Raw genomic sequence first — 21445 nt, 5'->3', positions numbered from 1 at the left:
ACGCCGGCCGGCCGCCCCAGGGCGGCCGGCCCCGGCGCGACGCCAGGGACTGGAGTACCCGAGGAGCACATGATGAGTGCCGTTGACACACCGCTGGACAAGGTGCCGCGCCCGCGGCCGGCGGGACCGGGCCGGAAGCCGCGCCGCTTCGGCGGAGCCGCGCTCCCGTGGACGCTGCTCGCGCCGACCATCGGCGTCCTGCTGCTGGTCCTCGGCTATCCGCTGGTCCGGCTGGTCACCCTGTCCTTCAAGCAGTACGGCCAGGCCGAGCTCTGGCAGGGGCTGCCCGGCGACTGGCAGGGCTTCGCCAACTACACCCACGTCCTGGGGGACCCGGTCTTCTGGGGCGTCGTCCTGCGCACGCTGCTCTTCACTCTCGGGGCCGTGCTGCTGACGCTCGTCGCCGGCATGGGGGTGGCGCTGCTGATGCAGCGGGTCTCGGCCTGGGTCAAGGCGCTGATCAACATCGTGCTGGTGGCGAGCTGGGCGATGCCCGTCGTCGTCGCCATCACCATCTTCAAGTGGATGTTCGACAGCGACTACGGCGTCCTCAACTGGCTGCTCAGCCGGTTGCCGGGAGCCGACTTCAGCGGCCACAACTGGTTCACCGACACCAAGCAGGGCTTCCTCGTCATCACCCTCATGGTGGTGTGGGGTGCGATCCCGTTCGTCGCCATCACCCTGCACGCCGGCCTCACCCAGGTGCCCAAGGAGCTGGAGGAGGCCGCCCGCATGGACGGCGCAGGGCCGGTCAAGGTCTTCCGGCACGTCACCCTGCCGGTGCTCAAGCCGATCATCGTCATGCTGACGACGCTGTCGGTCATCTGGGACATGGGCGTCTTCCCGCAGGTCTTCCTCATGCGCGACGGCCACCCCGAGCCCGCGTACCAGGTGCTCACCACCTACTCCTACGACCAGGCCTTCGTCGCCAACGACTACGACGCGGGCGCGGCCATCGCCGTCGTCACCGTGCTGCTCCTCCTCGGAGTGATGGCCGTCTACATGCGCCAGATGCTGAAGATCGGAGAGGTGGAGTGACGACCATGCTCGACACGGCTCCCGCCGAGAGGACACCGGCGGCCGCTCCCGCCGCGCGTGCCCTCCGGCGGCCCCGGCACAAGGGGCGGACGGTCTACAACCTCCTCGGCCTGCTGGTCGTGGTGGTCTCCGGCTTCCCGGTCTACTGGATGCTCAACACGGCGTTCAAGCCCGCCAAGGACGCCATCGACCCCGACCCCAAGTTCTTCCCGACCGGCCTGTCCTTCCAGAACTTCTCCGACGCCCTGGACGTCGGCGACTTCTGGGGTTCCGTCGGCCGCAGCCTCATCGTCTCCGGCGCCACCGTCGGCCTCGGCCTGGTGATCGGCCTGCTGGCCGCGCTGGCCATCTCCCGCTTCGTCTTCCGCGGCCGCAAGGCCGTGATCGTCGCGATCCTCGCCGTGCAGATGGTGCCGCTGGTCGCGATGATCATCCCGGTCTTCCTGCTGCTCAACCAGATCGACCAGATCGACAAGCTCACCGGGCTCATCGTCACCTACCTGACCTTCGTGCTCCCCTTCACGGTGTGGACGCTGCGCGGCTTCATCGTCAACATCCCCAGGGAGCTGGAGGAGTCGGCGATGGTCGACGGCTGCACCCGCATGGGCGCGTTCTTCCGGATCATCCTGCCGCTGCTCGCCCCGGGACTCGTCGCCACCTCGATCTACGCGCTGATCCAGGCCTGGAACGAGTACCTGTACGCGATGCTCATCATGAGCCAGGAGAACCAGACGGCCACGGTGTGGCTCGGCAACTTCGTCACCTCGCGGGGCACGGACTACGCGCCGATGATGGCCGGTTCGACCATGATGGGCGTGCCCGTGGTGGTCTTCTTCCTGATCGTGCAGCGCAGGGTCGCCGCCGGACTGACCGCCGGCGCGGTGAAGGGATGACCGAGACCTTGAGCCAGATCCACGAAGGCGCCGCGGACACCGAGGCGCTCGTCCGCGACGCCCTCACCGTCCTGCAGCCGGGCTTCCACGGCACCACCGCACCCGAGTGGCTGCTGCGCAGGCTGGCCGAGGGACTGGGCTCCGTCGCCCTGTTCGCCCGCAACATCGAGTCGCCCGGGCAACTGGCCGCGCTCACCGCGCAACTGCGCGCCGTACGGCCCGACGTCCTGGTCGCCGCCGACGAGGAGGGCGGCGACGTGACCCGGCTGGAGGCCCGCAGCGGCTCCTCCTTCCCCGGCAACCTCGCCCTCGGCGCCGTCGACGACACCGCCCTGACCCGCGACGTCGCCGCCGAACTCGGCCGCCGGCTGGCCGAGTGCGGGGTCAACCTCAACTGGGCGCCCTCCGCGGACGTCAACTCCGACCCCCGCAACCCGGTCATCGGCGTGCGCTCCTTCGGCTCCGACCCGCTGCTGGTCGCCCGGCACACCGGGGCGTACGTCGAGGGCCTGCAGTCCGCCGGGGTCGCGGCCTGCACCAAGCACTTCCCGGGCCACGGCGACACCTCCGTCGACTCCCACCACGCGCTGCCCCGGGTGGACGTCGACCCGGACACCCTGCACGCCCGCGAACTCGCCCCGTTCCGGTCCGCCCTGGCCGCCGGCAGCAAGGCCGTGATGAGCGCGCACATCCTCGTGCCCGCCCTCGACCCCGACCGCCCCGCCACCCTCAGCCCCGCCGCGCTGACCGGACTGCTCCGCGACGAACTGGGCTACGACGGCCTGATCGTCACCGACGGCATCGAGATGCGCGCCATCGCCGACGTGTACGGCATCGAACGCGGCACCGTCCTGGCGCTCGCCGCCGGCGCCGACGCCATCTGCGTGGGCGGCGGCCTCGCCGAGGAGGAGACGGTGGTCGCCCTGCGCGACGCCATCGTCGCCGCCGTACGCGACGGCGATCTGCCCCGGGCGCGGCTCGCCGACGCCGCCGGACGGGTGCGGAGCCTGGCCGCCTGGGCCGCCGAGCACTCCGCGGCGCGGGCGGCCGTGGCACCGGACCCCGGGATCGGCCTGGTCGCGGCCCGCCGCGCGCTGCGCGTGACCCGCACCGAGGGCTACCCGCCGGTCACCGAGGCGCCCTATGTCGCCGCCTTCACCCCGGTCGCCAACATCGCCGTCGGCGACGAGACCCCGTGGGGCGTCGCCGCCGAACTCGACCGGATCCTCCCGGGCACGGTGACCGGAAGCTTTCGCGAAGGTGACGCCCTGACCGCACATGTGCTGAGGCCGGCGGGGCCTCGTAGGATCGTCGCAGTGGTGCGTGACGTGCACCGCCACCCCTGGATGGCCGAGGCGCTGGGCTCGCTGCTCGCCGCCCGTCCGGACACGGTGGTGGTGGAGATGGGCGTTCCGCAGGCGGCACCGTCCGGCGCGCTGCACATCGCGACCCATGGCGCCGCCCGAGTGTGCGGGCGGGCGGCCGCGGAGGTCATCGCGGGCAAGGAGGCCGGCGACTGAGGTCCGCCGCGGCTCATCTGTTCCGGACCCACCTGGAGGCCCAGAGAATGTCCGCCCCGACGCCGACCGGGCAGCAGCCGATGCCGGGCCGGATCATGTCCGGCGAGATGGCCGAGCAGCCCGCCGTGCTGCGCCGCATCCTTGACGAGGGCGCCCCGCGCATCCGGCGGATCGCCGAGCAGATCGCCGCGCGCAATCCGCGCTTCGTCCTGCTCACCGCGCGCGGTACCTCCGACAACGCCGCCCTGTACGCGAAGTACCTGGTGGAGGTGGTGCTCGGCAAGCCCGCGGGACTGACCTCCATGTCCACCACCACCGCGTACGGCGCCCGTCCGGATCTGACGGACTGCCTGGTCGTCACGGTCAGCCAGTCCGGCGGTTCACCGGACCTGGTGGCCTCCACCCGGGCCGCGCGCGAGGCCGGTGCGATCACCCTGGCGGTCACCAACAACGCCGGCTCGCCGCTGGCGGAGGTCTCCGAGTTCCACATCGACGTGCTGGCAGGACCGGAGAAGGCGCTGCCGGCGACCAAGACGTACACGGCCGAGCTGCTCGCGCTGTACCTGTTCGTCGAGGGCCTGCGGGGCGGCGACGGCAGCGCCGCGAAGATCCTGCCGGAGCTCGCGGAGCAGATCCTCGCCCGCCAGGACGAGGTCAAGGCGCTCGCCGCGCGCTATCGCTTCGCCGAGCGCCTGGTGCTCACCTCGCGCGGCTACGGCTACCCGACCGCGAAGGAGGCCGCGCTGAAGCTGATGGAGACCAGCTACATCCCGGCCCTGTCCTTCTCGGGTGCCGACCTGCTGCACGGCCCACTGGCCATGGTCGACAACGTCTCCCCGGTCATCGCGATCGTCACCGAGGGCAAGGGCGGCGAGGCGCTCCAGCCGGTGCTGGACCGGCTGCGCGGCCGTGGGGCGGACCTGGTGGTCATCGGCAACCGGGAGTCGGTCGACGCCGCCTCGGCCGGCTTCGTCCTCCCCACCGAGGGTGTCGCGGAGGAGGTGCAGCCGATCCTGGAGATCCTTCCGCTGCAGATGCTGGCCTACGAGGTGACCATCGCCCGGGGCCAGGACCCGGACGCGCCCCGCGCGCTGGCGAAGGTGACCGAGACCCGTTGAGCGGAAAGGGGCGCCGAGCCGCGAGCCGAGCCGGAAAGGGCCCCGACAACACTTCGGGCCGCGGCGCCGGGACGGGACCCTCAACCCGCCCAGCACCGCAGCCCGGAGCTGCCGTCGGCCCGTGGCGCGCGGGATGTGCGGTTCCCGCGGCCCGTGAGAGCCGACCATGAGGCCTGGCGCAGTCAGGGCAGAGAGCGCCCCGGCCTCGCTCCATCCTTCTGTGCGGGAAGGATGGAAGTTCGGTTGTGCGTCAATTCTGGACTAGACCACTAACAGCTGTCCATAAGTCGGCGCAGTCAGATCATAGGTCGTCGAGGACCTTTGTGGGGACTGGATGACGGCGCCTGCCATGAGCGCGGGTACGCTCATTTGCGTGCCCTCCATGAACGATCTCGTACGCCAGCACACGGACCTCGACGATTCCGATCTCGAGTGGCTCCACCTGCTGGTATCGGAGTGGCAACTGCTCTCCGACCTCTCCTTCGCGGACCTCGTGCTGTGGGTCCCGACCAGTGACGGGACCCGCTACGTCTCGGTCGCCCAGATGCGGCCGAACACCGGCCCGACGTCGTACCAGGACGACATGGTCGGCCACCTGGTGCCGCGCGGCCGGCGCCCGATGCTGGACGCCGCACTCGACGAGGGCCGGATCGTCCGGGAGGGTGACCCGGAGTGGCGCGAGGAGGTCCCGGTCCGGGTCGAGTCCATCCCGGTGCGCCGTGCCGGCCGGGTCCTCGGGGTCATCGCCCGCAACACCAACCTGCTCACCGTGCGGACCCCCAGCCGTCTGGAGCTCACCTACCTGCAGAGCGCCTCCGACCTGGCGCAGATGATCGCGGCGGGCAGCTTCCCGTTCCCCTCCGAGCAGGTGGACATGGACGCCTCGCCGCGCGTCGGCGACGGCCTGATCCGGCTCGACGCCGAGGGCGTCGTGCAGTACGCCAGCCCCAACGCGCTCTCCGCCTACCACCGGCTCGGCCTGGCGGCCGACCTCGTCGGCCACCACCTGGGCTCGGTCTCCGCCGAACTGGCGCCCTCACGGACCAAGAGCCACGAGGCGCTGGTGACCGTCGTCGGCGGCAAGGCGCCCCGCGAGACCGAGATCGAGGGCAACGGCGGCGTCATCCAGCTGCGGGCGATCCCATTGAGCCCCAAGGGCACGCACAACGGCTCCCTGGTGCTGCTGCGGGACGTGACCGAGCTGCGCCGCCGGGAGCGCGAGCTGATCACCAAGGACGCCACCATCCGGGAGATCCACCACCGGGTGAAGAACAACCTGCAGACGGTCGCGGCGCTGCTGCGGCTGCAGGCGCGGCGCATGGACTCCGACAAGGGCCGGGAGGCGCTGGAGGAGGCGGTGCGCCGGGTCGGCTCGATCGCGATCGTGCACGAGACGCTGTCGCAGAACCTCGACGAGTGCGTCGAGTTCGACGAGATCGCCGACCGCGTGCTGGCGATGGTCGCCGAGATCTCTCCGGGCCGGGTCACCGCGCGCCGCCGCGGGCGGTTCGGGATCCTGACGGCCGAGGTCGCCACCCCGCTGTCGATGGTCCTCACCGAACTGCTCCAGAACGCCCTGGAGCACGGCTTCGGGCCGGGCGAGCAGGGCACCGTAGAGGTGGCCGCCGAGCGGCGCGGGCCGAAGCTGGGGATCGCGGTGCGGGACGACGGGCGCGGCCTGCCCGCCGAGTTCGACCCGCAGCGGGCCGGCAACCTGGGGCTGCAGATCGTACGGACCCTGGTGGTGGGGGAGTTGGGCGGAACCTTCGACATGGTCCCGGCCGAGGAGCGCGGGACGAAGGTCGTGCTGGAACTGCCGCTGGAGGGCTGACGCCCACCGGTTCGGCCCGGCCGGTCCGGGGAACGCCGAAGCCCCGGCCGCTCAGGGAGCGGCCGGGGCTCTTCGCGTCGCGATGCTGCGCGGTTCGGAGGTGCTGCGCGCTGCGGCTCGGGGGTAAGCGAGTGCGTCAGGCGCTGGCGTTGCGGGCGCGGTTGCGGGCGGCGCGGCGCTTCATCGCGCGACGCTCGTCCTCGCTGAGGCCACCCCACACGCCGGCGTCCTGGCCGGTCTCAAGCGCCCACTGCAGGCACTGCTCCATCACGGGGCAGCGGCGGCAGACGGCCTTGGCTTCCTCGATCTGCAGCAGCGCAGGACCGGTGTTGCCGATGGGGAAGAAGAGCTCGGGGTCTTCCTCGCGGCAAACGGCGTTGTGACGCCAGTCCATGGCTGCTCCATCTCCTTGTGTTGCATGCAAGTTGCTTGTGAATGTGAACGCTTTCACGAATCCTCGAACACGGCACGGGACAGCGCCCAGTCTCCTGGTGCGGTCCCGCTGGGAAGTGGTGAGGATTCGGCTACCGAGGACGCCCGATGAGCGGCTGTCCCGATCGCCAGGAAGAGCCTCGCAAACCTGGGCTGCGGATACAACCCCTTCCGGAAAGTTTTTTTTGATTCCTCGGTGTCGGCTCCGTCACAGCCGTACTTCCATGGGGTGCAGGGCAGCCTAAACGTTCGAGTGAAAGGACTTTATGTCCTTCTGCTTACACAATCACACGCAGTGCACGGCGTACGCCTGTGAAGGTTGCGCTCATTCGCAGTCCCAGGTGGTCTCCGTCCACCTGGAACGGCAGTGGCGCCTGCGAATGCAAGGTGAAGTCCGTCAGATCGTGCAGGGAGGTCGCGTGCCTGCCCTCGGGCCCGCGCTCCGGGGTCGAACGCAGCAGCTGGGTGGCGTAGCGGGCCACCGCCGCGGTGGACAGCCGGGAGAGTCCGAGCACGTCGAGGGCGGTGTCGAAGGAGGCGCGGGGGGAGGCGTAGATCGGCCGGTTCCCCAGGTACGTCCACGGCGCGGTGTTGCAGACGAGGGTCAGGACGAGATCGGTCACCGGGTCCTCGCCGGGCCGCTCCAGGGTGATCGTGCCGGTGCGCCGGTTCGGTTCGGCGAGGAACTGCCGCATCACCTGGCGTATGTAGAGCGCGTGCGTCGAACGCTTTCCGTGCTCGCGCTGCTGTTCCACCCGCCCGACGACACCCGCGTCGAAGCCCAGCCCGGCGCAGAAGGTGAACCAGCGCGCCGGCACCCCCTCGTCCTCCGTGCCCGGGGTGCCGCTCACGAGGCCCAGGCCGACCGTGCGGGAGCTGCGCTCGCGCAGCGCGTCCAGCAGCGCGCCGGTGGCCTCCACGGCGTCGTTGGGCAGTCCCAGGGCGCGCGCGAACACGTTCGTGGACCCGCCGGGCACCACCGCGAGCTTCGGCAGCCCTTCCGGGTCGGGGCCGTTGTGCAGCAGGCCGTTGACCACCTCGTTGACCGTGCCGTCCCCGCCGAGGGCGACGACCAGCTCGATCTCCCCGCCCTCAGCGGCCTGACGAGCGAGGTCACGGGCGTGACCGCGGTACTCGGTCGCGGCGACCTCCAGCTTCAGGTCGCTGGCGAGCGCGTGCGCGAGGACGTCACGCGTCCGGGCGCTGGTGGTGGTGGCGGCTGGGTTGACCACGAGAAGGGCGCGCATCCCGCCAGCGTACCTACCGGACGGTACCGGGCCGCACCCCTGGTGGTCCGGAGACGGCGGCTACCCTGCTGGGGTGAGTGGCAATGAGAAGCCTGGCAACGAGAAGCCCGCGCGGCCGAACCGTACGCGCCGGCTCGCGGCGGCGGCCGCGGTCGCGGCACTGGAAGGCGCCGCCCTGGCGGCCTGGGGGATCGCGATGCTGGCCGTGGGGCTCCTCGGCGACCCCGACAGCCCGCGCCAGGCGGAGGCCGGGGGCGTGACCGTCCTCGCCCTGGCGGCCATGCCGCTGGCGGCCGCCTACGGTCTGTGGCACGCGCGGCGCTGGAGCCGCGGTCCCGCGCTGATCATCCAGCTCGTCGCACTCCCCGTCGCCTGGACCATGGTGCAGGCGGGCGGCCCCATGATCGCCGCGGGTGGTGTCCTGGGTGCGGCCGCCGTCGCCGAGCTGGTGCTCCTCGTCCACCCCGCGGCCACCGACGCCCTCGGGATCGGGCGCACGGCCGAACAGTGAACCGCGGCGCCCGGGGGCGCCGCCTTCACCTACGTCCGCCCGGTCGTCACTCCTCGACCAGGAGCTTGTCGCGCAGCTGGGCGAGCGTGCGGGCCAGCAGCCGGGAGACGTGCATCTGGGAGATGCCGACCTCCTGGGCGATCTGCGACTGGGTCATGTTCCCGAAGAAGCGCAGCAGCAGGATCTTCTTCTCGCGCGGCGGCAGCTGCTCCAGCAGCGGCTTGAGCGACTCCCGGTACTCCACGCCCTCCAGCGCGTCGTCCTCGGCGCCGAGGGTGTCGGCGACGGCCGGCGACTCGTCGTCGGTGTCGGGCACGTCCAGGGAGAGCGTGCTGTACGCGTTGGCGGATTCGAGGCCCTCCAGGACCTCCTCCTCCGTGATCTTCAGGTGTTCGGCCAGCTCGTGCACCGTCGGGGCGCGCCCGTGCTGCTGCGAGAGCTCGCCGGTCGCCGTCGTCAGGGCCAGCCGCAGCTCCTGAAGGCGGCGCGGGACGCGCACCGCCCAGCCCTTGTCGCGGAAGTGCCGCTTGATCTCGCCGACGACGGTCGGGGTGGCGTAGGTGGAGAACTCCACCCCGCGGTCCACGTCGAAGCGGTCCACGGACTTGATCAGCCCGATCGTGGCGACCTGGGTCAGGTCGTCGAGCGGCTCGCCCCGGTTGCGGAACCGGCGGGCGAGGTGCTCGACCAGCGGCAGGTGCATGCGGACCAGCCGGTTGCGCAGCTCGGCGCGCTCCGGGGAACCCGGCGGGAGCGTGCTGAGTTCCACGAACAGCGCCCGGGCCCCGGCCCGGTCGTGGGCCGCGTGGTGCCCGTGCTGCTCGTGGTCCTGCTCCTGCTCGTGGTGCTGCTCCTGCTGCTCCTGCGCCATGCGATCCGCCCGATCCGCCTGATCCGCCTGCCCGGCCGCCTCACTGCTCCCGAGACCGGCCACGGGACCGGTACCGGGATGCGGCCGTGCCTCGTGACGCCGCGCCGCGGGAGCGGGTACGGGGCGTCCGCGCACCCCCGGGGTGCTGCCTTCCAGATCGTTCACGGCGATTCCCCCGTTACAGCTGTCCCGGTCCGGCACCGCGCTTCTTGTGCAGGGCGATGCTCACGGTCTTGTCGTCGGCCACGCTGGACTCCACCTCGCCGGCCAGCGCGGACAGCACCGTCCAGGCGAAGGTGTCGCGCTCCGGGGCGCGGCCGTCGGTCGTGGGCGCCGACACGGTCACCCACAGGGCGTCCCCGACCAGGCGGAAGACGCAGCTCAGCACTGATCCCGGGACGGCCTGCTGCAGCAGGATGGCGCACGCCTCGTCCACGGCGATGCGCAGGTCTTCGATCTCGTCGAGGGTGAAGTCCAATCGGGCCGCGAGTCCTGCCGTCGCCGTACGCAGCACCGACAGGTAGGCCCCTGCCGCGGGCAGCCGGACCTCGACGAAGTCCTTCGACCCGGGCTCGCCTGCGATCTGGGACACCCTCACCTCCACGGTGGCACACGCACTGCCCTCATCGGCATTGCACTGATCTGGTTCGGTTCGCCAGCGACGCTATCGCGATCCGTACCCCGGTGTCGCCCGGACGGAGCACGGTCGCCGCCGTGAATGAGCCCTGACCCGGCACCCCACGACTGTCACCCATAGTAGGCGCATGGGCACGCAACGTGCCTAGTGGTCTGCGGACTCAATTCGAAAGAGATGTCGCTTTGTTGACGCGTGCCTGCTCAGCGAGGGCACGAAGGGGTTCGCCGGTCAGTCTTTGTACCGTCCATTCGTCCTGGGGACGGGCGCCCATCGCACGGTAGAAGGCGAGGGACGGCTCGTTCCAGTCCAGCACGGACCACTCGAAACGTTCGTAGCCCCGCTCGACGCATATGGCGGCGAGTCCGGCGAGCAGCGCCTTGCCGTGGCTGCCGCCGCGCGCGTGGGGGCGCACGTACAGGTCCTCCAGGTAGACCCCGTGGGTCCCGGTCCAGGTGGAGAAGTTCCTGAACCACAGCGCGAAGCCCACCGGCGCGCCCAGGGTGTCGTCCTCGGCGATGAGCGCGAAGACGGCTGGATCCGGACCGAAGAGCGCGTCGTGGAACTGCTGCGGGGTGGCGCGCGCACTGTCCGGCTCCCGCTCGTAGTCCGCGAGTTCGCGGACCATCGCGTGGATCTCCGGGACGTCGCCGGGGGTCGCGGCTCGGATCATGCCAGCAAGGCTAACCGGTCGGCCGTCCGGTCACGACGGCCGCCACCGTCGTCCCGGGCGCGAAGGCGCCCTCCTGGGCCAGTGAGAACAGGCCGTGCAGCATCTTCGCGACGTAGACGGAGTCCGGGACGAAGCCGTGCCGCCCGCCGAAGTCCTCCGCGAACGCCCGCAGCACGGGTGAGACGCGGGCGTAGCCGCCGTGGTGGAAGCGGTCGTCCAGCAGCCAGCTCCCGCGCGGCCCGCCGAAGGCCTCCTCCTGGAGCCGGCGTATCTCCCCGGCCAGGAATCCGCCGCCCTTGAGCACCGGGAACCCGACGGCCCGCTGCCCCGGACCGAGCCCGGCCGCCAGGCCCGCCAGGGTGCCGCCCGTCCCGCAGGCCACGCCCACGACGTCCGCCCTGCCGCGCAGCTCCTCCCCGAGGGCCGCGCACCCGCGCGCGGCGAGCGCGTTGCTGCCGCCCTCGGGGACGACGTAGGCGGGGCCCAGACGCTCCAGGAGGGATGCGAGGACCTCGGGCTCGGCCTTGCGGCGGTAGGTGGCCCGGTCGAGGAAGTGCAGCCGCATGCCGTCGGCGGCGGCCCGCGCCAGGGAGGGGTTGAGCGGGCGCCCGGCCAGCTCGTCGCCGCGGACGACACCCGTGGTCGCGATGCCGAGCAGCCGGCCCGCGGCGGCGGTGGCCCGCAGGTGGTTGGAGTAGGCACCGCCGAACGTCAGCAGACGGCCGTGGCCGCCGTCGAGGGCGGCCCGCAGATTCAGGTGGAGCTTGCGCCACTTGTTGCCGGGCAGGTCGGGATGGATCAGGTCGTCCCGCTTGACGAACATCCGTACGCCGCGCGCGGCCAGCCGCTCGTCGTCGTGCAGCTCGACCAGCGGGGAGGGCAGGCGGACGTCCGGGATCACCCGTCCATTGTGGCCGTCACCTGGGCGAGAGGTGGACGCGGTAGCCCGGGTGGTAGCGGAGGTTCGGCAGCGGCCGGGAGGGCCAGTCGCGCGCGTACGCGGGCGGCTGCCCGTTCGGCGGGGTCAGGACGGCGACGGGCTGGGTGCGGGCCAGCCGCAGGACGTCGTCCGGGGTCAGGTTCTCGTTGTGCCCCGCGGTCTGGCCGGAGGCGCAGCGCGCCTGGTAGCCGACGGGCGTCGCCATCGGCCCGGTGACCAGGCACGGCGGGCGCACCCCGAGCCGGGTCAGTTCGGCGGCCATGCGGGCGTAGTCGCCGTTGCCGATGGTCGAGCTGCGGACCGCGCGGTGGAGCACGATCTGCTGGGTGACGAGCTGCGCGAGCACGACGGCGACCACGGCGCCGGCGACGGCCGGCCGCAGCGCCGGCCGCACCCGTCCGGGGAGCAGGAGGAGGCACTGGGCGGCGGGCAGGGCGAGCAGGGCGTACGCCGGGAGCAGGAAGCGCGGCGCGGCGTAGTCGATGAGCACCAGATAGGGCAGCGCCAGGGACAGGCCGCACACGGCGGGCAGGTACCGCGCACCTGGCGCCTGCCCCTCGCGCCGCTGCGTGAGGGCGACCCCGGCCGCCACCAGGGCGGGCAGGGCGAACCACCACACGGCGTCACCCTTGTGCTGCCAGACGGCGTCGCAGGGGCGGCACAGCGTGTGCGAGGCGTCCAGGGTGCTGAGCTGGTCGGCGAAGGCCAGGTGCCAGCCGAGGCCGCCCTCGATGGCGTTCGCGCGGTCCATCCGGGCGAGGATGCCGCCGTAGGCGGTGAACGCCTCGACGACCCACTGGGCGCCGCCCAGCAGAACCCCGGCGGCGATGACCGCGAGCAGCACCAGGCGGCGCCGGCCGCGCAGGAAGAGCGCGGCGACGCCCAGCGGCAAAGCCAGCCACGCGGCGTCGTGCGGCCGCAGCAGGGTCAGCGCGGCGAACGCCGCTCCCAGACCGGCGAGCGCGGCCCGGCCGGTGTGGTCGGGTGCCGCCGCGCGCAGGTAGCAGCCCACCGCGATCAGGGCCACCAGCGCGACCCAGAGGTTGGGCATCGCCTGGGGGCCGTACAGCAGGGTCACCCACAGCCCGGCGAAGAGCAGCCCGCCCAGCGCCACCACCCGCGTGCCCAGCAGGGGCCGCAGCAGCCACAGCGCCAGGAACAGCGCCGCGCCCGACAGGACCGCCAGATAGACGCGGAGCGCCAGGGTCGACGCGGTCAGCAGCGCCAGCGGCGCCACGAGGGCCGGCACGCCCCGGGAGCGGGGCGCGCTGAAGAACGCGGAGGGGATGTCCGGGGAGACCTGGCTGACGTAGACCGACTCGTCCCAGCCGAGGCCCATGCCGGGCGCGACGACCAGGAGGAGCTGGACCACGGTGAAGAGCGCCGCCAGGCAGGCGAGCAGTCGGACCTCGGAGTGCGGGCGGCTGCGCGGCGGTGCGGCGTGGCGCGCGCGGGGCCGGGCATCCGGTGACGTCAGCTCATGCGTCGTCGCCATAGTGCGCCATGGCAACAGCCGTGACGCACGTGATCAAGGCGGCGCGCCGCTCCCCAGGGGGTGGCTCGGCCGGTGGGGTGAGCGGCGCCGGGGCGCGTTCGCCCGGGTGGGGGCGTCGCCGGGGACGACGGGCGGCGGGGCGCCTTCGCCGCTCTGTGTGGCGGTGCCTCCACCCGGCCGGGACGGCCGGGACGGCCGGGCGGCCGCGGCAGGGCCGCCACGGGCCCTCAGGCGGGCGTGGCGAGCCCGGCGAGGCCGCGTACCGGGCCGCACGCACCGCGCTGCGACTGCACGGCGCCCTCGGACACCGCCGAGTACGACCTGTCGCTGTGGCTGACCAAGGCCCGCGCGCTGCGCTCCGCCTGGGGCACCCCGGCCCGGTGCCGGGCCCGTGTGCTGGCGGAGACGCCCTTCTGAGCCCCGGGGGCCAGGAGGTCTCAGCGGACCGAGGCGTCGACCGCGCCCGTCAGACGCGCGCCCGCGGCCAGGGCGCGGTCCGCCCGGGCGGGCAGCGGCTGCTCCGCCCAGATCACCTTGCCCTCGGGGGTGTAACGCGTGCCCCAGCGCTCGGCGACCTGCGCGACCAGGAACAGCCCGCGGCCGCCCTCGTCGGTGGTGGCGGCGTAGCGCAGGTGCGGCGAGGTGCTGCTGCCGTCGGACACCTCGCAGGTCAGGGTGCGGTCCAGCAGCAGCCGCACCCCGATGGGCGCGGAGCCGTAGCGGATGGCGTTGGTGATCAGTTCGCTGAGCACCAGCTCCATGCCGAACGCCAGCTCCGACAGGCCCCACTCGTCCAGCTTCGCCGCGACGGCGGCCCGCATCCCCGACACCGCCGCGGGGTCCATGGGCACGTCCCATTCGGCGACGTGGTCGGCGGGAGTGGCGCGGGTCCGGGCGATCAGCAGCGCCACGTCGTCCTTGGGGCGGCCCGGCAGCAGCGCCTCCAGCACGGCCTGGCAGCTCTCCTCGGGCGGCCGGTCCGGGTGGGCGGCCAGCGCCTGCCTCAGCATCTCCATGCCGACGTCGAGGTCCCGGGTGCGGTCCTCGATCAGCCCGTCGGTGTACAGGACGAGATGGGTGCCCTCCGCCAGCTCCAGTTCCGCCGTCTGGAACGGCATCCCGCCCAGGCCCAGCGGCGGTCCTGCGGGCAGGTCGGGGAACTCCACGCCGCCGTCGGGGCGGACCAGGGCGGGCGGGTGGTGCCCGGCCCGCGCCATCGCGCAGCGCCGCGAGACGGGGTCGTAGATCGCGTAGAGGCAGGTGGCGCCCATGACGCCGGCCCCGACGCCGGTGCCGGACTCGTCCTGGTCGATCCGCCCGACCAGGTCGTCGAGGTGGCCGAGGAGTTCGTCGGGCGGCAGGTCGAGGGTGGAGAAGTTGTGCACCGCGGTACGCAGCCGCCCCATCGTGGCGGCGGCGTGCAGTCCGTGGCCCACGACGTCGCCGACGACCAGCGCCACCCGGTTGCCGGGGAGCGGGATCACGTCGAACCAGTCGCCGCTGACGCCGGACTGCGCGGGCAGGTAGCGGTGGGCCACGTCCAGGGCGCTCTGCTCGGGCAGCGCGCGCGGCAGCAGGCTGCGCTGCAGGGTCACGGCGAGGGCGTGCTCGCGGGTGTAGCGGCGCGCGTTGTCGATGTTGACCGCGGCCCGGGCCACCAGCTCCTCGGCGAGCGAGAGGTCGTCCTCGTCGAACGGCTCCGGCTTCTCCGAGCGCCAGAAGTTGGCGATGCCCAGCACCACGCCGCGGGCCTTGAGCGGGGCCGCGATCAGCGAGTGGATGCCGTACCCGACGACCCGGTCGGTGCGCTCGGGGTCCTGGGCGAGCCAGCCGGGGTCGGCGGAGAGGTCGGCGACGATCTCCGAGCGGCCGCTGCCGAAGCCCCGCGCCTGCGGGGTGGAGGGCAGGAAGTCGATCAGCTTGCCGAGCGGGTAGAGCGGCGCGTCGGAGCGGATGCCGTTGACGGCCGTCCGGCGCATGTCGGAGCCGGCGGCGCCGCTCGGCTCCTCGCCGCGCAGCACGGGGTCGGCCAGGTCGACGGTGACGAAGTCGGCGAAGCGCGGTACGGCGACCTGGGCCAGCTCCTCGGCGGTGCGCACCACGTCGAGGGTGGTGCCGATGCCCAGGCCCGCGTCGTAGAGCAGCTTGAGGCGTTCCCTGGCGGCCTCGGCGCGGCCGGAGAGCGCCCGCAGCTCGGTGGAGTCGCGCAGGGTCGCGATCGAGCCCCTGGGGCCGCCGTGGCCGTCGGTGGGCCGCTGGTTCACCGCCAGCAGGCGGTCGCCGGCCGGGAGCACCTCGTCGGTGGCCACCCGCCGGGAGGTCAGCAGTTCCACCGTGCCGGGGTCGAGCCCCGGCAGGTCGGTGATCCGCCGGCCCTCGGCGTCGGGGGCGAGGTCCAGCAGACGCTTGGCCTCGTCGTTGGCGAGCAGCAGCCGCCCGTCGTCGTCGACGATGAGCACGCCCTCGCGCACGGAGTGCAGCACCGTGTCGTGGTGCTCGTACATGCGGGCCATCTCGGCCGGGTCCAGGCGGTGGGTCTGCCGGCGCAGCCGCCTGGCGATCAGTGCCGTGCCGCCCATGGCCAGGGCGAGCGCCGCCGCGCCGGCGCCGAGGATGATCGGCAGCTGCCTGGCGACCACACCGGTCACGTTCTCGACCTTCATACCGGCCGACACCAGGGCCACGACCCGCCCGTTCGGGTCGTCGACGGGGTCGAAGACGGGCACCACCGCCTGGACCTCGTGGCCGAGGGGGCCGTGCACGCTCTCCGTGTACACCTTGCCCTGGAGCGACGGCTCGATGGTGCCGACGAACCGTTCGCCGATCCGGCCGGGGATCGGGTGCGTGTAGCGGATCCCTTGGGTGTCCATCACCACGATGAAGTCGACCCCGGCCTCCTTGCGGGCCAGTTCCGTGATCGGCTGGAGGGTCCTGGAGGGGTCCGGTTCCTTCAGCACGTCCACCAGGCCTGGGGAGCGCGCGAAGGTGCTCGCCGCCGCTGTGGAACGGGCGACGGCATCGCGCTCGCTGTCGTGCCGGGACTGCAGGACGAGCGCGAACACGCCGCAGGCGACGAGCAGCACCACGACCGCCACCTGCAGGATGAAAACCTGTCCGGCGACGCTCCGCGGGCCCTTCTCGGTCAGTGACCGCATTGACACGCCCCGAATCGGTCGAAAACGTCGACCATGTCGACATTTCTAACACTGCCCGGGTTGCCGTTGCCATAGGCCACGAGGTCCCCCGACCGGATGCCGGGCCCGCGCGCCGGCGTTCGCCGCGGGGCCGGGCCCGGTGGCCGGCGGGGGATCGAGCGGGGGATCGGGGCGACCGCCCTCAGAGGTGGCGACCGCCCTCAGAAGTGCAGCTCGGCCGGGAAACCGGTCCAGCGCAGCTCCTCCGGAAGGTGCCGCATGTCGTTGAGGAGCAGCACCGAGTTCGGGCGGCCGGGCGTGTAGCGGATCACCGTCAGGGCGGCGTGCGCGTGGTTGAGGCTGAGCCAGCGCCAGCGGGGTGCGTCCAGGGCCGCCGACACCAGCCAGCCGATCAGGAAGTTGTGCGTCACGAGCAGCTCGTGCGCCGCCTTGCCCGCCGCCATCGGCCCGGCGAACCGGGTCAGCGCCTCGGCGGCCAGCTGCGGCCCCCAGGCCCGCTCCTCGGGGGAGAAGTGGTCCAGGAAGCGGGAGAGGTAGTACGCGCTGTCCGGCGGCAGCTCGGACTCCGCGGGGAAGTAGGGCGGGTAGTCCCCCGCGAGGTCGTCGGCCGTCACCGGCACCCCGCCTCCCAGCCGCTCGCCGATCAGCGCCGCGGACTGGGCGGCCCCCGGCAGCGGACCGTGGTGGACGGAGGAGATCGGGGAGCCGCGCAGCCGCTCGCCGAGGAGTCCGGCCTGCCGGAAGCCGTTCTCCGTGAGGCCGCTCTCGTCCGGCAGCGCCTCGGCGTGCCGGGTGAGGTAGAGGTAGCGGCTCGCCGTTCCGGTCATGCCCTGCCCCTCTCGGGTGTCGACGACGTGGGTGTCCTGCGCGCGGTCGTACGCGTGGGGCGGGGACGGTGCGGAGGGACGCTCCGGTCTCCGGTGACGCGGCGGCCGCATGGGGCGACGCCCCGCGCGCGGGCCGTGGTTCCCGCCGCGCCGCGGCGGCACACCGCAGGATGATCCCATGAGCGGGATGTATGTCCACCCGTCCGACGGCCCTCGGTGAGGGCGCGCGGTGGTCCGCGCGTGACTTCGGGGGGCGCGCGCCGCCCCTTGCGGTTCGTCCGCCACCAGGGCCGCGGGCAGGGGCCGTTGGTGTGCGGATGCGGGGTGCGCCCGCCGCCGTACGATGAGAAGCGGGCCGTCGGCGAGACTGCGGGAGGCCGCGATGGACAGGACGAGGGTGACCGGCCGTCACTACGGGGTTCTGGGGCTCGTCGTCGCGGCGGCGGTGGTGCTCGCGGTCGGGCTGGGCGTGCCGATCGGCGCGATCTTCATCCTCGCCGTGGCCCTGCTCTGCCCGCTGATGATGTTCGTGATGCTGCACGCCCTGCGCGGGCCGGACGCCCACCGCCACTCTGTCGTGGAGGCCATCGACAGCACCGGCCGCCGCGGCCGCTCCTCGTCCGGGGCCCGGCCGCCGACCTAGCGGTCTCCGGCCGCCAGGCTCGCCCGGGCGGCCCGCTCGACCAGCAGGGTCCGCTCGCGCTCGTTGCGGGTCAGGGACGCGGCGCGCAGGAACTCCTCGCGGGCCTCGGCGTGCCGGCCGAGCCGCTCCAGCAGGTCACCGCGGACGCTCGGCAGCAGGTGGTAGCCGCGCAGCGCCGGCTCGTCGGTGAGCCGGTCCACGAGCGCGAGCCCCTCCCGCGGCCCGTACGCCATGGTGACCGCGACCGCCCGGTTGAGTTCCACCACCGGGGTCGGCGTGCGCCGCGCCAGGACCGCATACAGCTCCGCGATCCGCCGCCAGTCCGTGTCCCGCGGGTGCAGGGCGTGGGCGTGGCAGGCGGCGATGGCGGCCTGCAGCGTGTACGGGCCGGGCGGACCGCCCGCCGCCTCGGCGCGGGCCAGGGCGGCGAAGCCGCGCCGGATCAGCAGCTGGTCCCAGCGCCGCCGGTCCTGGTCGGCCAGCAGGACGGGCTGCCCGTCGGGGCCGGTACGGGCCGCGGAGCGCGAGGCCTGGATCTCCAGCAGCGCGGCCAGGCCGTGCACCTCGGGCTCCTTGGGCATCAGCCCCGCCAGCACCCTGGCCAGGCGCAGCGCGTCCTCGCACAGTGCCGGGCGCATCCAGTCGTCGCCCGCGGTCGCCGAGTAGCCCTCGTTGAAGACCAGGTAGATGACCTCCAGGACGGAGGAGAGCCGCTCGACCCGCTCGGGACCGTGCGGCTGCTCGAAGGGTACGTCCGCCTTCGCCAGCGTCCGCTTCGCCCGGACGATGCGCTGGGCGACGGTCGCCTCCGGCACCAGGAAGGCGCGCGCGATCTCGGCCGTCGTCAGACCGCCGAGCAGCCGCAGCGTGAGCGCCACGCGGGCCTCGGTGGACAGCACCGGGTGGCAGGTGGTGAAGACCAGCCGCAGCAGGTCGTCCTCGATGTCGCCGTCGGCGGCGGCCTCCGCCGCGGCGAAGTCCGGCTCGTACGCCCCGCCGCCCTCCAGGGTGTGGCCCAGTTCCCGGAGCTTGCGCGCGAAGACCTCCTTGCGGCGGACGAGGTCGATCGCGCGGTGCTTCGCCGTGGCCGTCAGCCAGGCACCGGGGTTGTCCGGGACGCCGGCCCCCGGCCACTGCTCCAGTGCGGCGACCAGGGCGTCCTGGGCGAGTTCCTCGGCGACGCCGATGTCGCGCACGATCCGCGCGACACCGGCGATCACCCGGGCCGACTCGATCCGCCACACCGCCTCGATCGCGCGGCGGGCGTCATCGGTGCCTGAAGCGGGAGCCGAAGCCGTCACAGCCACCCATCAGAGCAGCCGCTCGCGGCGAGGGCAACCGGCGGCCGGCCGCGGCGCTCAGGAGAGCTCCGGGGCCTCCTCGACCTGCCGCAGCTCGCAGGTGATCTCCCAGGCGTCGCCGTGGACCTGGAGGAAGCGCCTGGTCCACTCCACGGCCTCCTCCTTCGACTTCGCCTGGATGATCGCGTAGCCGCCGATGAACTCCTTGGACTCGGTGAAGGGCCCGTCGACGACGGACAGCTTCCCGTGGTCCCAGTGCAGCCGCGTCCCCTCGGAGGTGGGCCGCAGCCCGGCCGTGTCCAGCAGCACCCCGGCCTTGGACATCTCCTCGATGAGCCTGCCCATCTCCTCCATCAGCCGTTCGTCGGGACCGCCCTCGGGGACGTTGTCCTCGTTGATCCGGATCAGGGACATGAAACGCATCGCGTGCTCCTTCTTCGTGTACCGGAGGGGATCCTCCCCGCTCCTGCCTACGCGTCGAACGGGCGGCGCGCGGATCGACACGTCGGCGGAAGTTTTTTCCGAGGCACGCGCTCCGGGTCGTTCCGGGCCCCCGGCTCTCACTCCGGGGCAGTGGGCGCCGCGGGCGTGAACGGGCGGCAGCCGGGTCACAGGGGCGCGGACACGCTCGGCAGGGGGCGGGCGCCGGCGGTCAGCACCTCCATACAGGCGAGGTAGAGATACGCCGGGCCGGTGAGTTCGGCGTCGTCCCCGGAGCAGAGCCACAGGGCCGGGTGCCGGGCGGGGCGCCGAGGGTCGGCGGCGGCGAGCCATCCGCCCCGGGTGAGGAACCGCAGCCCGAGCGGGGACCAGACGTCCCCGGCACGGGGCGGCACCAGGAAGTACAGGAAGCCGCAGCGCCGGTCCCACATGGCGGGCCCGACGGGTGCGGAGCCGTCCCGCAGACGCGCGAGGACCTGGTGGCCGGGCCGCTCGGGGACTCTGACGGCGTCCCACCGGTGCCCGGCGGGCAGCAGGGCCACCCCGTTCCTGGCACGCGCCCACTCGTCGAGGCGGCGCCGTGGGCCGTCGGGTCCGGCGGCGAGCCATGCCGCGAGGGCGGGCCCGCAGAATTCGTCGCACATACCACTCCCGGGTTCTGCTGCAAGTGATCAGCGTGCGGACGGCGGTCCGGCCGGGGGAGTCGACGCAGCATGCATATATCTGCGGTCGGCATGTGCTGAGAGCAATGCCCATGACGTTGGATCACTTGATCGGATGGGGCAAAAGCGGCCAGTTTTGGGCAACCGGGTTTCGGGGGCGTTGATCACCTCTAGATTCCGTCCGACGTGACCGGCGCCGGGCGTGACGCGCCGCGCCCCGGAGCGTTGAAGGTACGGGTTTCGGAGAAGGGAGGGCAGTTTTGGCGACGCCGGCTAAAACCGCCCGGAGGAGCGTGGAATCGCTGTCGGGATTCCGGCATGCGGACCGCCTTCGCGGGGGAGCCCGGTGGGGTGGGCCGGCGGAAGCGGGTCCGCGCCGCGTCGTCCATGGCCATTGGACGAGTTGTCTGATGGCATTGGACGCTAGCCCCTGGTCCGTCCCGCGGCAAGTATTTCGCGGCAGTTCGCTCCGCACGGCGTGGCACACCGGGGTGAAGGTGCAGGTGAGGGGGTGTGGGTCCGGGCCGGGTGGGTGGGGCCGCTGTAGACTCGGCCTCACTCGGACGGGTCAACCGACGTGCTAGCAGGAAGAATCCATCCCGTGGTGAACGCACTGCAGGAACTGATCAAGCGCCGGCTGGAGCAGCGGGGCTGGTCGTACGGCGAGGTGGCACGGCGCGGTGGTGTCCCGCGGTCGACGGTGCATCACCTGGCCACGACCGCGCGGGTGACCCGGATGCCGCAGCAGTCCACGCTGGAGGGCCTGTCACGGGGCCTGGAGCTGCCGTTGGAGGCGGTGCGCCGGGCCGCGGCCGAGGCCTGCGGGATCCACCTGTACGTCGAGGACGGCACCGGCACCACCCCCGACCCCGAGGTCGCCACCCTCATCGCCAGCGTCCAGCAGCTCTCCGAAGCCGACCGCCGACACGTCACCGCCCTCGTCGAATCCCTCCTCCGCAGCTCCACGGAGCCGCGGTCGCAGGCCGGTCCGGAGTCCGGCTGACCCTCCGGGGCGCACGCGGGCGCAGGGAACATCGCAACGCCAATCGCCGCCCGGCGTCTACTGCGGCTGGCCCGGTCCGTCTGGTGCAGCAGCGCGCTGATTTGGCCGTTGCCGCTGTCCGCTGACCGGTACCGCGCGTGCGATTGGCCATGCCCATGCCGTTCCTGACGGTGCGTGTGGTGGTGAAGTAACCCAGAACGGACAAAGAGC

20 protein-coding genes and 1 pseudogene are annotated in these 21445 nt (G+C 72.8%); 9 read left to right on the top strand and 12 right to left on the bottom strand.

Annotation, left to right across the window (positions count from 1 at the left end; all coding sequences use genetic code 11):
* Nucleotides 1-72 precede the first annotated feature (72 nt).
* The 5 genes from PV342_RS28045 (at nucleotide 73) to PV342_RS28025 (ending at nucleotide 6400) form a co-directional block, all read left to right on the top strand.
* Nucleotides 73-1038, top strand: a complete 966-nt coding sequence (locus PV342_RS28045) for a carbohydrate ABC transporter permease (protein ID WP_361012023.1) — start codon at nucleotides 73-75, stop codon at nucleotides 1036-1038.
* A gap of 5 nt (nucleotides 1039-1043) precedes the next feature.
* Complete coding sequence (locus PV342_RS28040; RefSeq protein ID WP_500319087.1) at nucleotides 1044-1931, top strand: carbohydrate ABC transporter permease; 888 nt, start codon at nucleotides 1044-1046, stop codon at nucleotides 1929-1931.
* Nucleotides 1928-3451: a glycoside hydrolase family 3 protein gene (locus PV342_RS28035; RefSeq protein WP_400805567.1), complete on the top strand. Its 1524-nt coding sequence runs from the start codon at nucleotides 1928-1930 to the stop codon at nucleotides 3449-3451. Before PV342_RS28040 ends, PV342_RS28035 begins: the two co-directional genes overlap by 4 nt.
* A 47-nt stretch (nucleotides 3452-3498) precedes the next feature.
* Nucleotides 3499-4569, top strand: a complete 1071-nt coding sequence (locus PV342_RS28030; protein WP_500319085.1) for an SIS domain-containing protein — start codon at nucleotides 3499-3501, stop codon at nucleotides 4567-4569.
* A gap of 382 nt (nucleotides 4570-4951) precedes the next feature.
* Nucleotides 4952-6400 carry a sensor histidine kinase gene (locus PV342_RS28025; RefSeq protein ID WP_500319083.1) on the top strand — a complete coding sequence of 483 codons (1449 nt, stop codon included), beginning with the start codon at nucleotides 4952-4954 and terminating at the stop codon, nucleotides 6398-6400.
* Nucleotides 6401-6536: 136 nt separating this feature from the next.
* Here PV342_RS28025 and PV342_RS28020 read toward each other — a convergent pair whose 3' ends face one another.
* Entirely contained in the window at nucleotides 6537-6794 is a 258-nt protein-coding gene (locus PV342_RS28020) for a WhiB family transcriptional regulator (RefSeq protein WP_018563321.1), read from the bottom strand.
* 316 nt (nucleotides 6795-7110) lie between these two features.
* Nucleotides 7111-8079, bottom strand: coding sequence for a diacylglycerol/lipid kinase family protein (locus PV342_RS28015; RefSeq protein WP_018563322.1), 969 nt, complete (start codon nucleotides 8077-8079; stop codon nucleotides 7111-7113).
* A gap of 73 nt (nucleotides 8080-8152) precedes the next feature.
* Here PV342_RS28015 and PV342_RS28010 point away from each other — a divergent pair, with 73 nt between their 5' ends.
* Nucleotides 8153-8590, top strand: coding sequence for a hypothetical protein (locus PV342_RS28010; RefSeq protein WP_018563323.1), 438 nt, complete (start codon nucleotides 8153-8155; stop codon nucleotides 8588-8590).
* A gap of 46 nt (nucleotides 8591-8636) precedes the next feature.
* Here PV342_RS28010 and PV342_RS28005 read toward each other — a convergent pair whose 3' ends face one another.
* The 5 genes from PV342_RS28005 to PV342_RS27985 all read right to left on the bottom strand — a co-directional run bounded on the left by PV342_RS28005 (nucleotide 8637) and on the right by PV342_RS27985 (nucleotide 13203).
* Entirely contained in the window at nucleotides 8637-9596 is a 960-nt protein-coding gene (locus PV342_RS28005; RefSeq protein WP_500319135.1) for an RNA polymerase sigma factor SigF, read from the bottom strand.
* 43 nt (nucleotides 9597-9639) lie between these two features.
* Nucleotides 9640-10053, bottom strand: a complete 414-nt coding sequence (locus tag PV342_RS28000; RefSeq protein ID WP_026251777.1) for an ATP-binding protein — start codon at nucleotides 10051-10053, stop codon at nucleotides 9640-9642.
* Between the two features lie 205 nt (nucleotides 10054-10258).
* On the bottom strand, nucleotides 10259-10768 hold the full coding sequence (locus tag PV342_RS27995) for a GNAT family N-acetyltransferase (RefSeq protein ID WP_500319079.1): 510 nt from the start codon (nucleotides 10766-10768) through the stop codon (nucleotides 10259-10261).
* A gap of 10 nt (nucleotides 10769-10778) precedes the next feature.
* Nucleotides 10779-11669, bottom strand: a complete 891-nt coding sequence (locus PV342_RS27990) for a 1-aminocyclopropane-1-carboxylate deaminase/D-cysteine desulfhydrase (RefSeq protein ID WP_386997573.1) — start codon at nucleotides 11667-11669, stop codon at nucleotides 10779-10781.
* A 16-nt stretch (nucleotides 11670-11685) separates the two neighbouring features.
* Nucleotides 11686-13203, bottom strand: a complete 1518-nt coding sequence (locus PV342_RS27985) for a hypothetical protein (protein ID WP_500319077.1) — start codon at nucleotides 13201-13203, stop codon at nucleotides 11686-11688.
* A gap of 251 nt (nucleotides 13204-13454) precedes the next feature.
* Between PV342_RS27985 and PV342_RS27980 the strand changes: the two are divergent.
* Nucleotides 13455-13620, top strand: a pseudogene (locus PV342_RS27980) (acyl-CoA dehydrogenase family protein); the annotation flags it as partial.
* Nucleotides 13621-13640: 20 nt separating this feature from the next.
* Here PV342_RS27980 and PV342_RS27975 read toward each other — a convergent pair.
* Together PV342_RS27975 and PV342_RS27970 are read right to left on the bottom strand one after the other, a co-directional pair.
* Nucleotides 13641-16358: a SpoIIE family protein phosphatase gene (locus PV342_RS27975; protein WP_400805573.1), complete on the bottom strand. Its 2718-nt coding sequence runs from the start codon at nucleotides 16356-16358 to the stop codon at nucleotides 13641-13643.
* A 200-nt stretch (nucleotides 16359-16558) separates the two neighbouring features.
* Nucleotides 16559-17185 carry a histidine phosphatase family protein gene (locus tag PV342_RS27970; RefSeq protein ID WP_400805574.1) on the bottom strand — a complete coding sequence of 209 codons (627 nt, stop codon included), beginning with the start codon at nucleotides 17183-17185 and terminating at the stop codon, nucleotides 16559-16561.
* Nucleotides 17186-17567: 382 nt separating this feature from the next.
* Between PV342_RS27970 and PV342_RS27965 the strand changes: the two genes are divergently transcribed.
* Nucleotides 17568-17828, top strand: a complete 261-nt coding sequence (locus PV342_RS27965; protein WP_400805576.1) for a hypothetical protein — start codon at nucleotides 17568-17570, stop codon at nucleotides 17826-17828.
* On the opposite strand, the gene PV342_RS27960 is transcribed toward PV342_RS27965, so the two are convergent.
* The 3 genes from PV342_RS27960 to PV342_RS27950 form a co-directional block, all read right to left on the bottom strand.
* A complete protein-coding gene (locus PV342_RS27960; protein ID WP_386997567.1) occupies nucleotides 17825-19129 on the bottom strand; it encodes an RNA polymerase sigma factor in 1305 nt (434 codons plus the stop codon). The genes PV342_RS27965 and PV342_RS27960 overlap by 4 nt on opposite strands.
* Nucleotides 19130-19186: 57 nt before the next feature.
* A complete protein-coding gene (locus tag PV342_RS27955) occupies nucleotides 19187-19552 on the bottom strand; it encodes a YciI family protein (protein ID WP_329185774.1) in 366 nt (121 codons plus the stop codon).
* Between the two features lie 185 nt (nucleotides 19553-19737).
* Nucleotides 19738-20214 (bottom strand): hypothetical protein, encoded by a 477-nt coding sequence (locus PV342_RS27950; RefSeq protein ID WP_400805579.1) that lies wholly within the window; start codon nucleotides 20212-20214, stop codon nucleotides 19738-19740.
* 619 nt (nucleotides 20215-20833) lie between these two features.
* On the opposite strand from PV342_RS27950, the gene PV342_RS27945 reads away from it, so the two are divergent.
* A complete protein-coding gene (locus PV342_RS27945; protein WP_329185771.1) occupies nucleotides 20834-21235 on the top strand; it encodes a helix-turn-helix domain-containing protein in 402 nt (133 codons plus the stop codon).
* The last annotated feature ends 210 nt before the right edge of the window (nucleotides 21236-21445 follow it).

Source organism: Streptomyces sp. PA03-3a, from assembly GCF_033792735.1.
GTDB lineage: Bacteria > Actinomycetota > Actinomycetes > Streptomycetales > Streptomycetaceae > Actinacidiphila.
This window is presented reverse-complemented; position numbering and strand designations above follow the sequence as displayed.

What these genes read in the sequence shown, in the direction of transcription:
- PV342_RS28045 (WP_361012023.1), top strand. Translation starts at nt 73, where the DNA reads ATGAGTGCCGTTGACACACCGCTGGACAAGGTGCCGCGCCCGCGGCCG.
- PV342_RS28040 (WP_500319087.1), top strand. Translation starts at nt 1,044, where the DNA reads ATGCTCGACACGGCTCCCGCCGAGAGGACACCGGCGGCCGCTCCCGCC.
- PV342_RS28035 (WP_400805567.1), top strand. Translation starts at nt 1,928, where the DNA reads ATGACCGAGACCTTGAGCCAGATCCACGAAGGCGCCGCGGACACCGAG.
- PV342_RS28030 (WP_500319085.1), top strand. Translation starts at nt 3,499, where the DNA reads ATGTCCGCCCCGACGCCGACCGGGCAGCAGCCGATGCCGGGCCGGATC.
- PV342_RS28025 (WP_500319083.1), top strand. Translation starts at nt 4,952, where the DNA reads ATGAACGATCTCGTACGCCAGCACACGGACCTCGACGATTCCGATCTC.
- PV342_RS28020 (WP_018563321.1), bottom strand. Translation starts at nt 6,794, where the DNA reads ATGGACTGGCGTCACAACGCCGTTTGCCGCGAGGAAGACCCCGAGCTC.
- PV342_RS28015 (WP_018563322.1), bottom strand. Translation starts at nt 8,079, where the DNA reads ATGCGCGCCCTTCTCGTGGTCAACCCAGCCGCCACCACCACCAGCGCC.
- PV342_RS27995 (WP_500319079.1), bottom strand. Translation starts at nt 10,768, where the DNA reads ATGATCCGAGCCGCGACCCCCGGCGACGTCCCGGAGATCCACGCGATG.
- PV342_RS27985 (WP_500319077.1), bottom strand. Translation starts at nt 13,203, where the DNA reads ATGGCGACGACGCATGAGCTGACGTCACCGGATGCCCGGCCCCGCGCG.
- PV342_RS27975 (WP_400805573.1), bottom strand. Translation starts at nt 16,358, where the DNA reads ATGCGGTCACTGACCGAGAAGGGCCCGCGGAGCGTCGCCGGACAGGTT.
- PV342_RS27970 (WP_400805574.1), bottom strand. Translation starts at nt 17,185, where the DNA reads ATGACCGGAACGGCGAGCCGCTACCTCTACCTCACCCGGCACGCCGAG.
- PV342_RS27965 (WP_400805576.1), top strand. Translation starts at nt 17,568, where the DNA reads ATGGACAGGACGAGGGTGACCGGCCGTCACTACGGGGTTCTGGGGCTC.
- PV342_RS27955 (WP_329185774.1), bottom strand. Translation starts at nt 19,552, where the DNA reads ATGCGTTTCATGTCCCTGATCCGGATCAACGAGGACAACGTCCCCGAG.
- PV342_RS27950 (WP_400805579.1), bottom strand. Translation starts at nt 20,214, where the DNA reads ATGTGCGACGAATTCTGCGGGCCCGCCCTCGCGGCATGGCTCGCCGCC.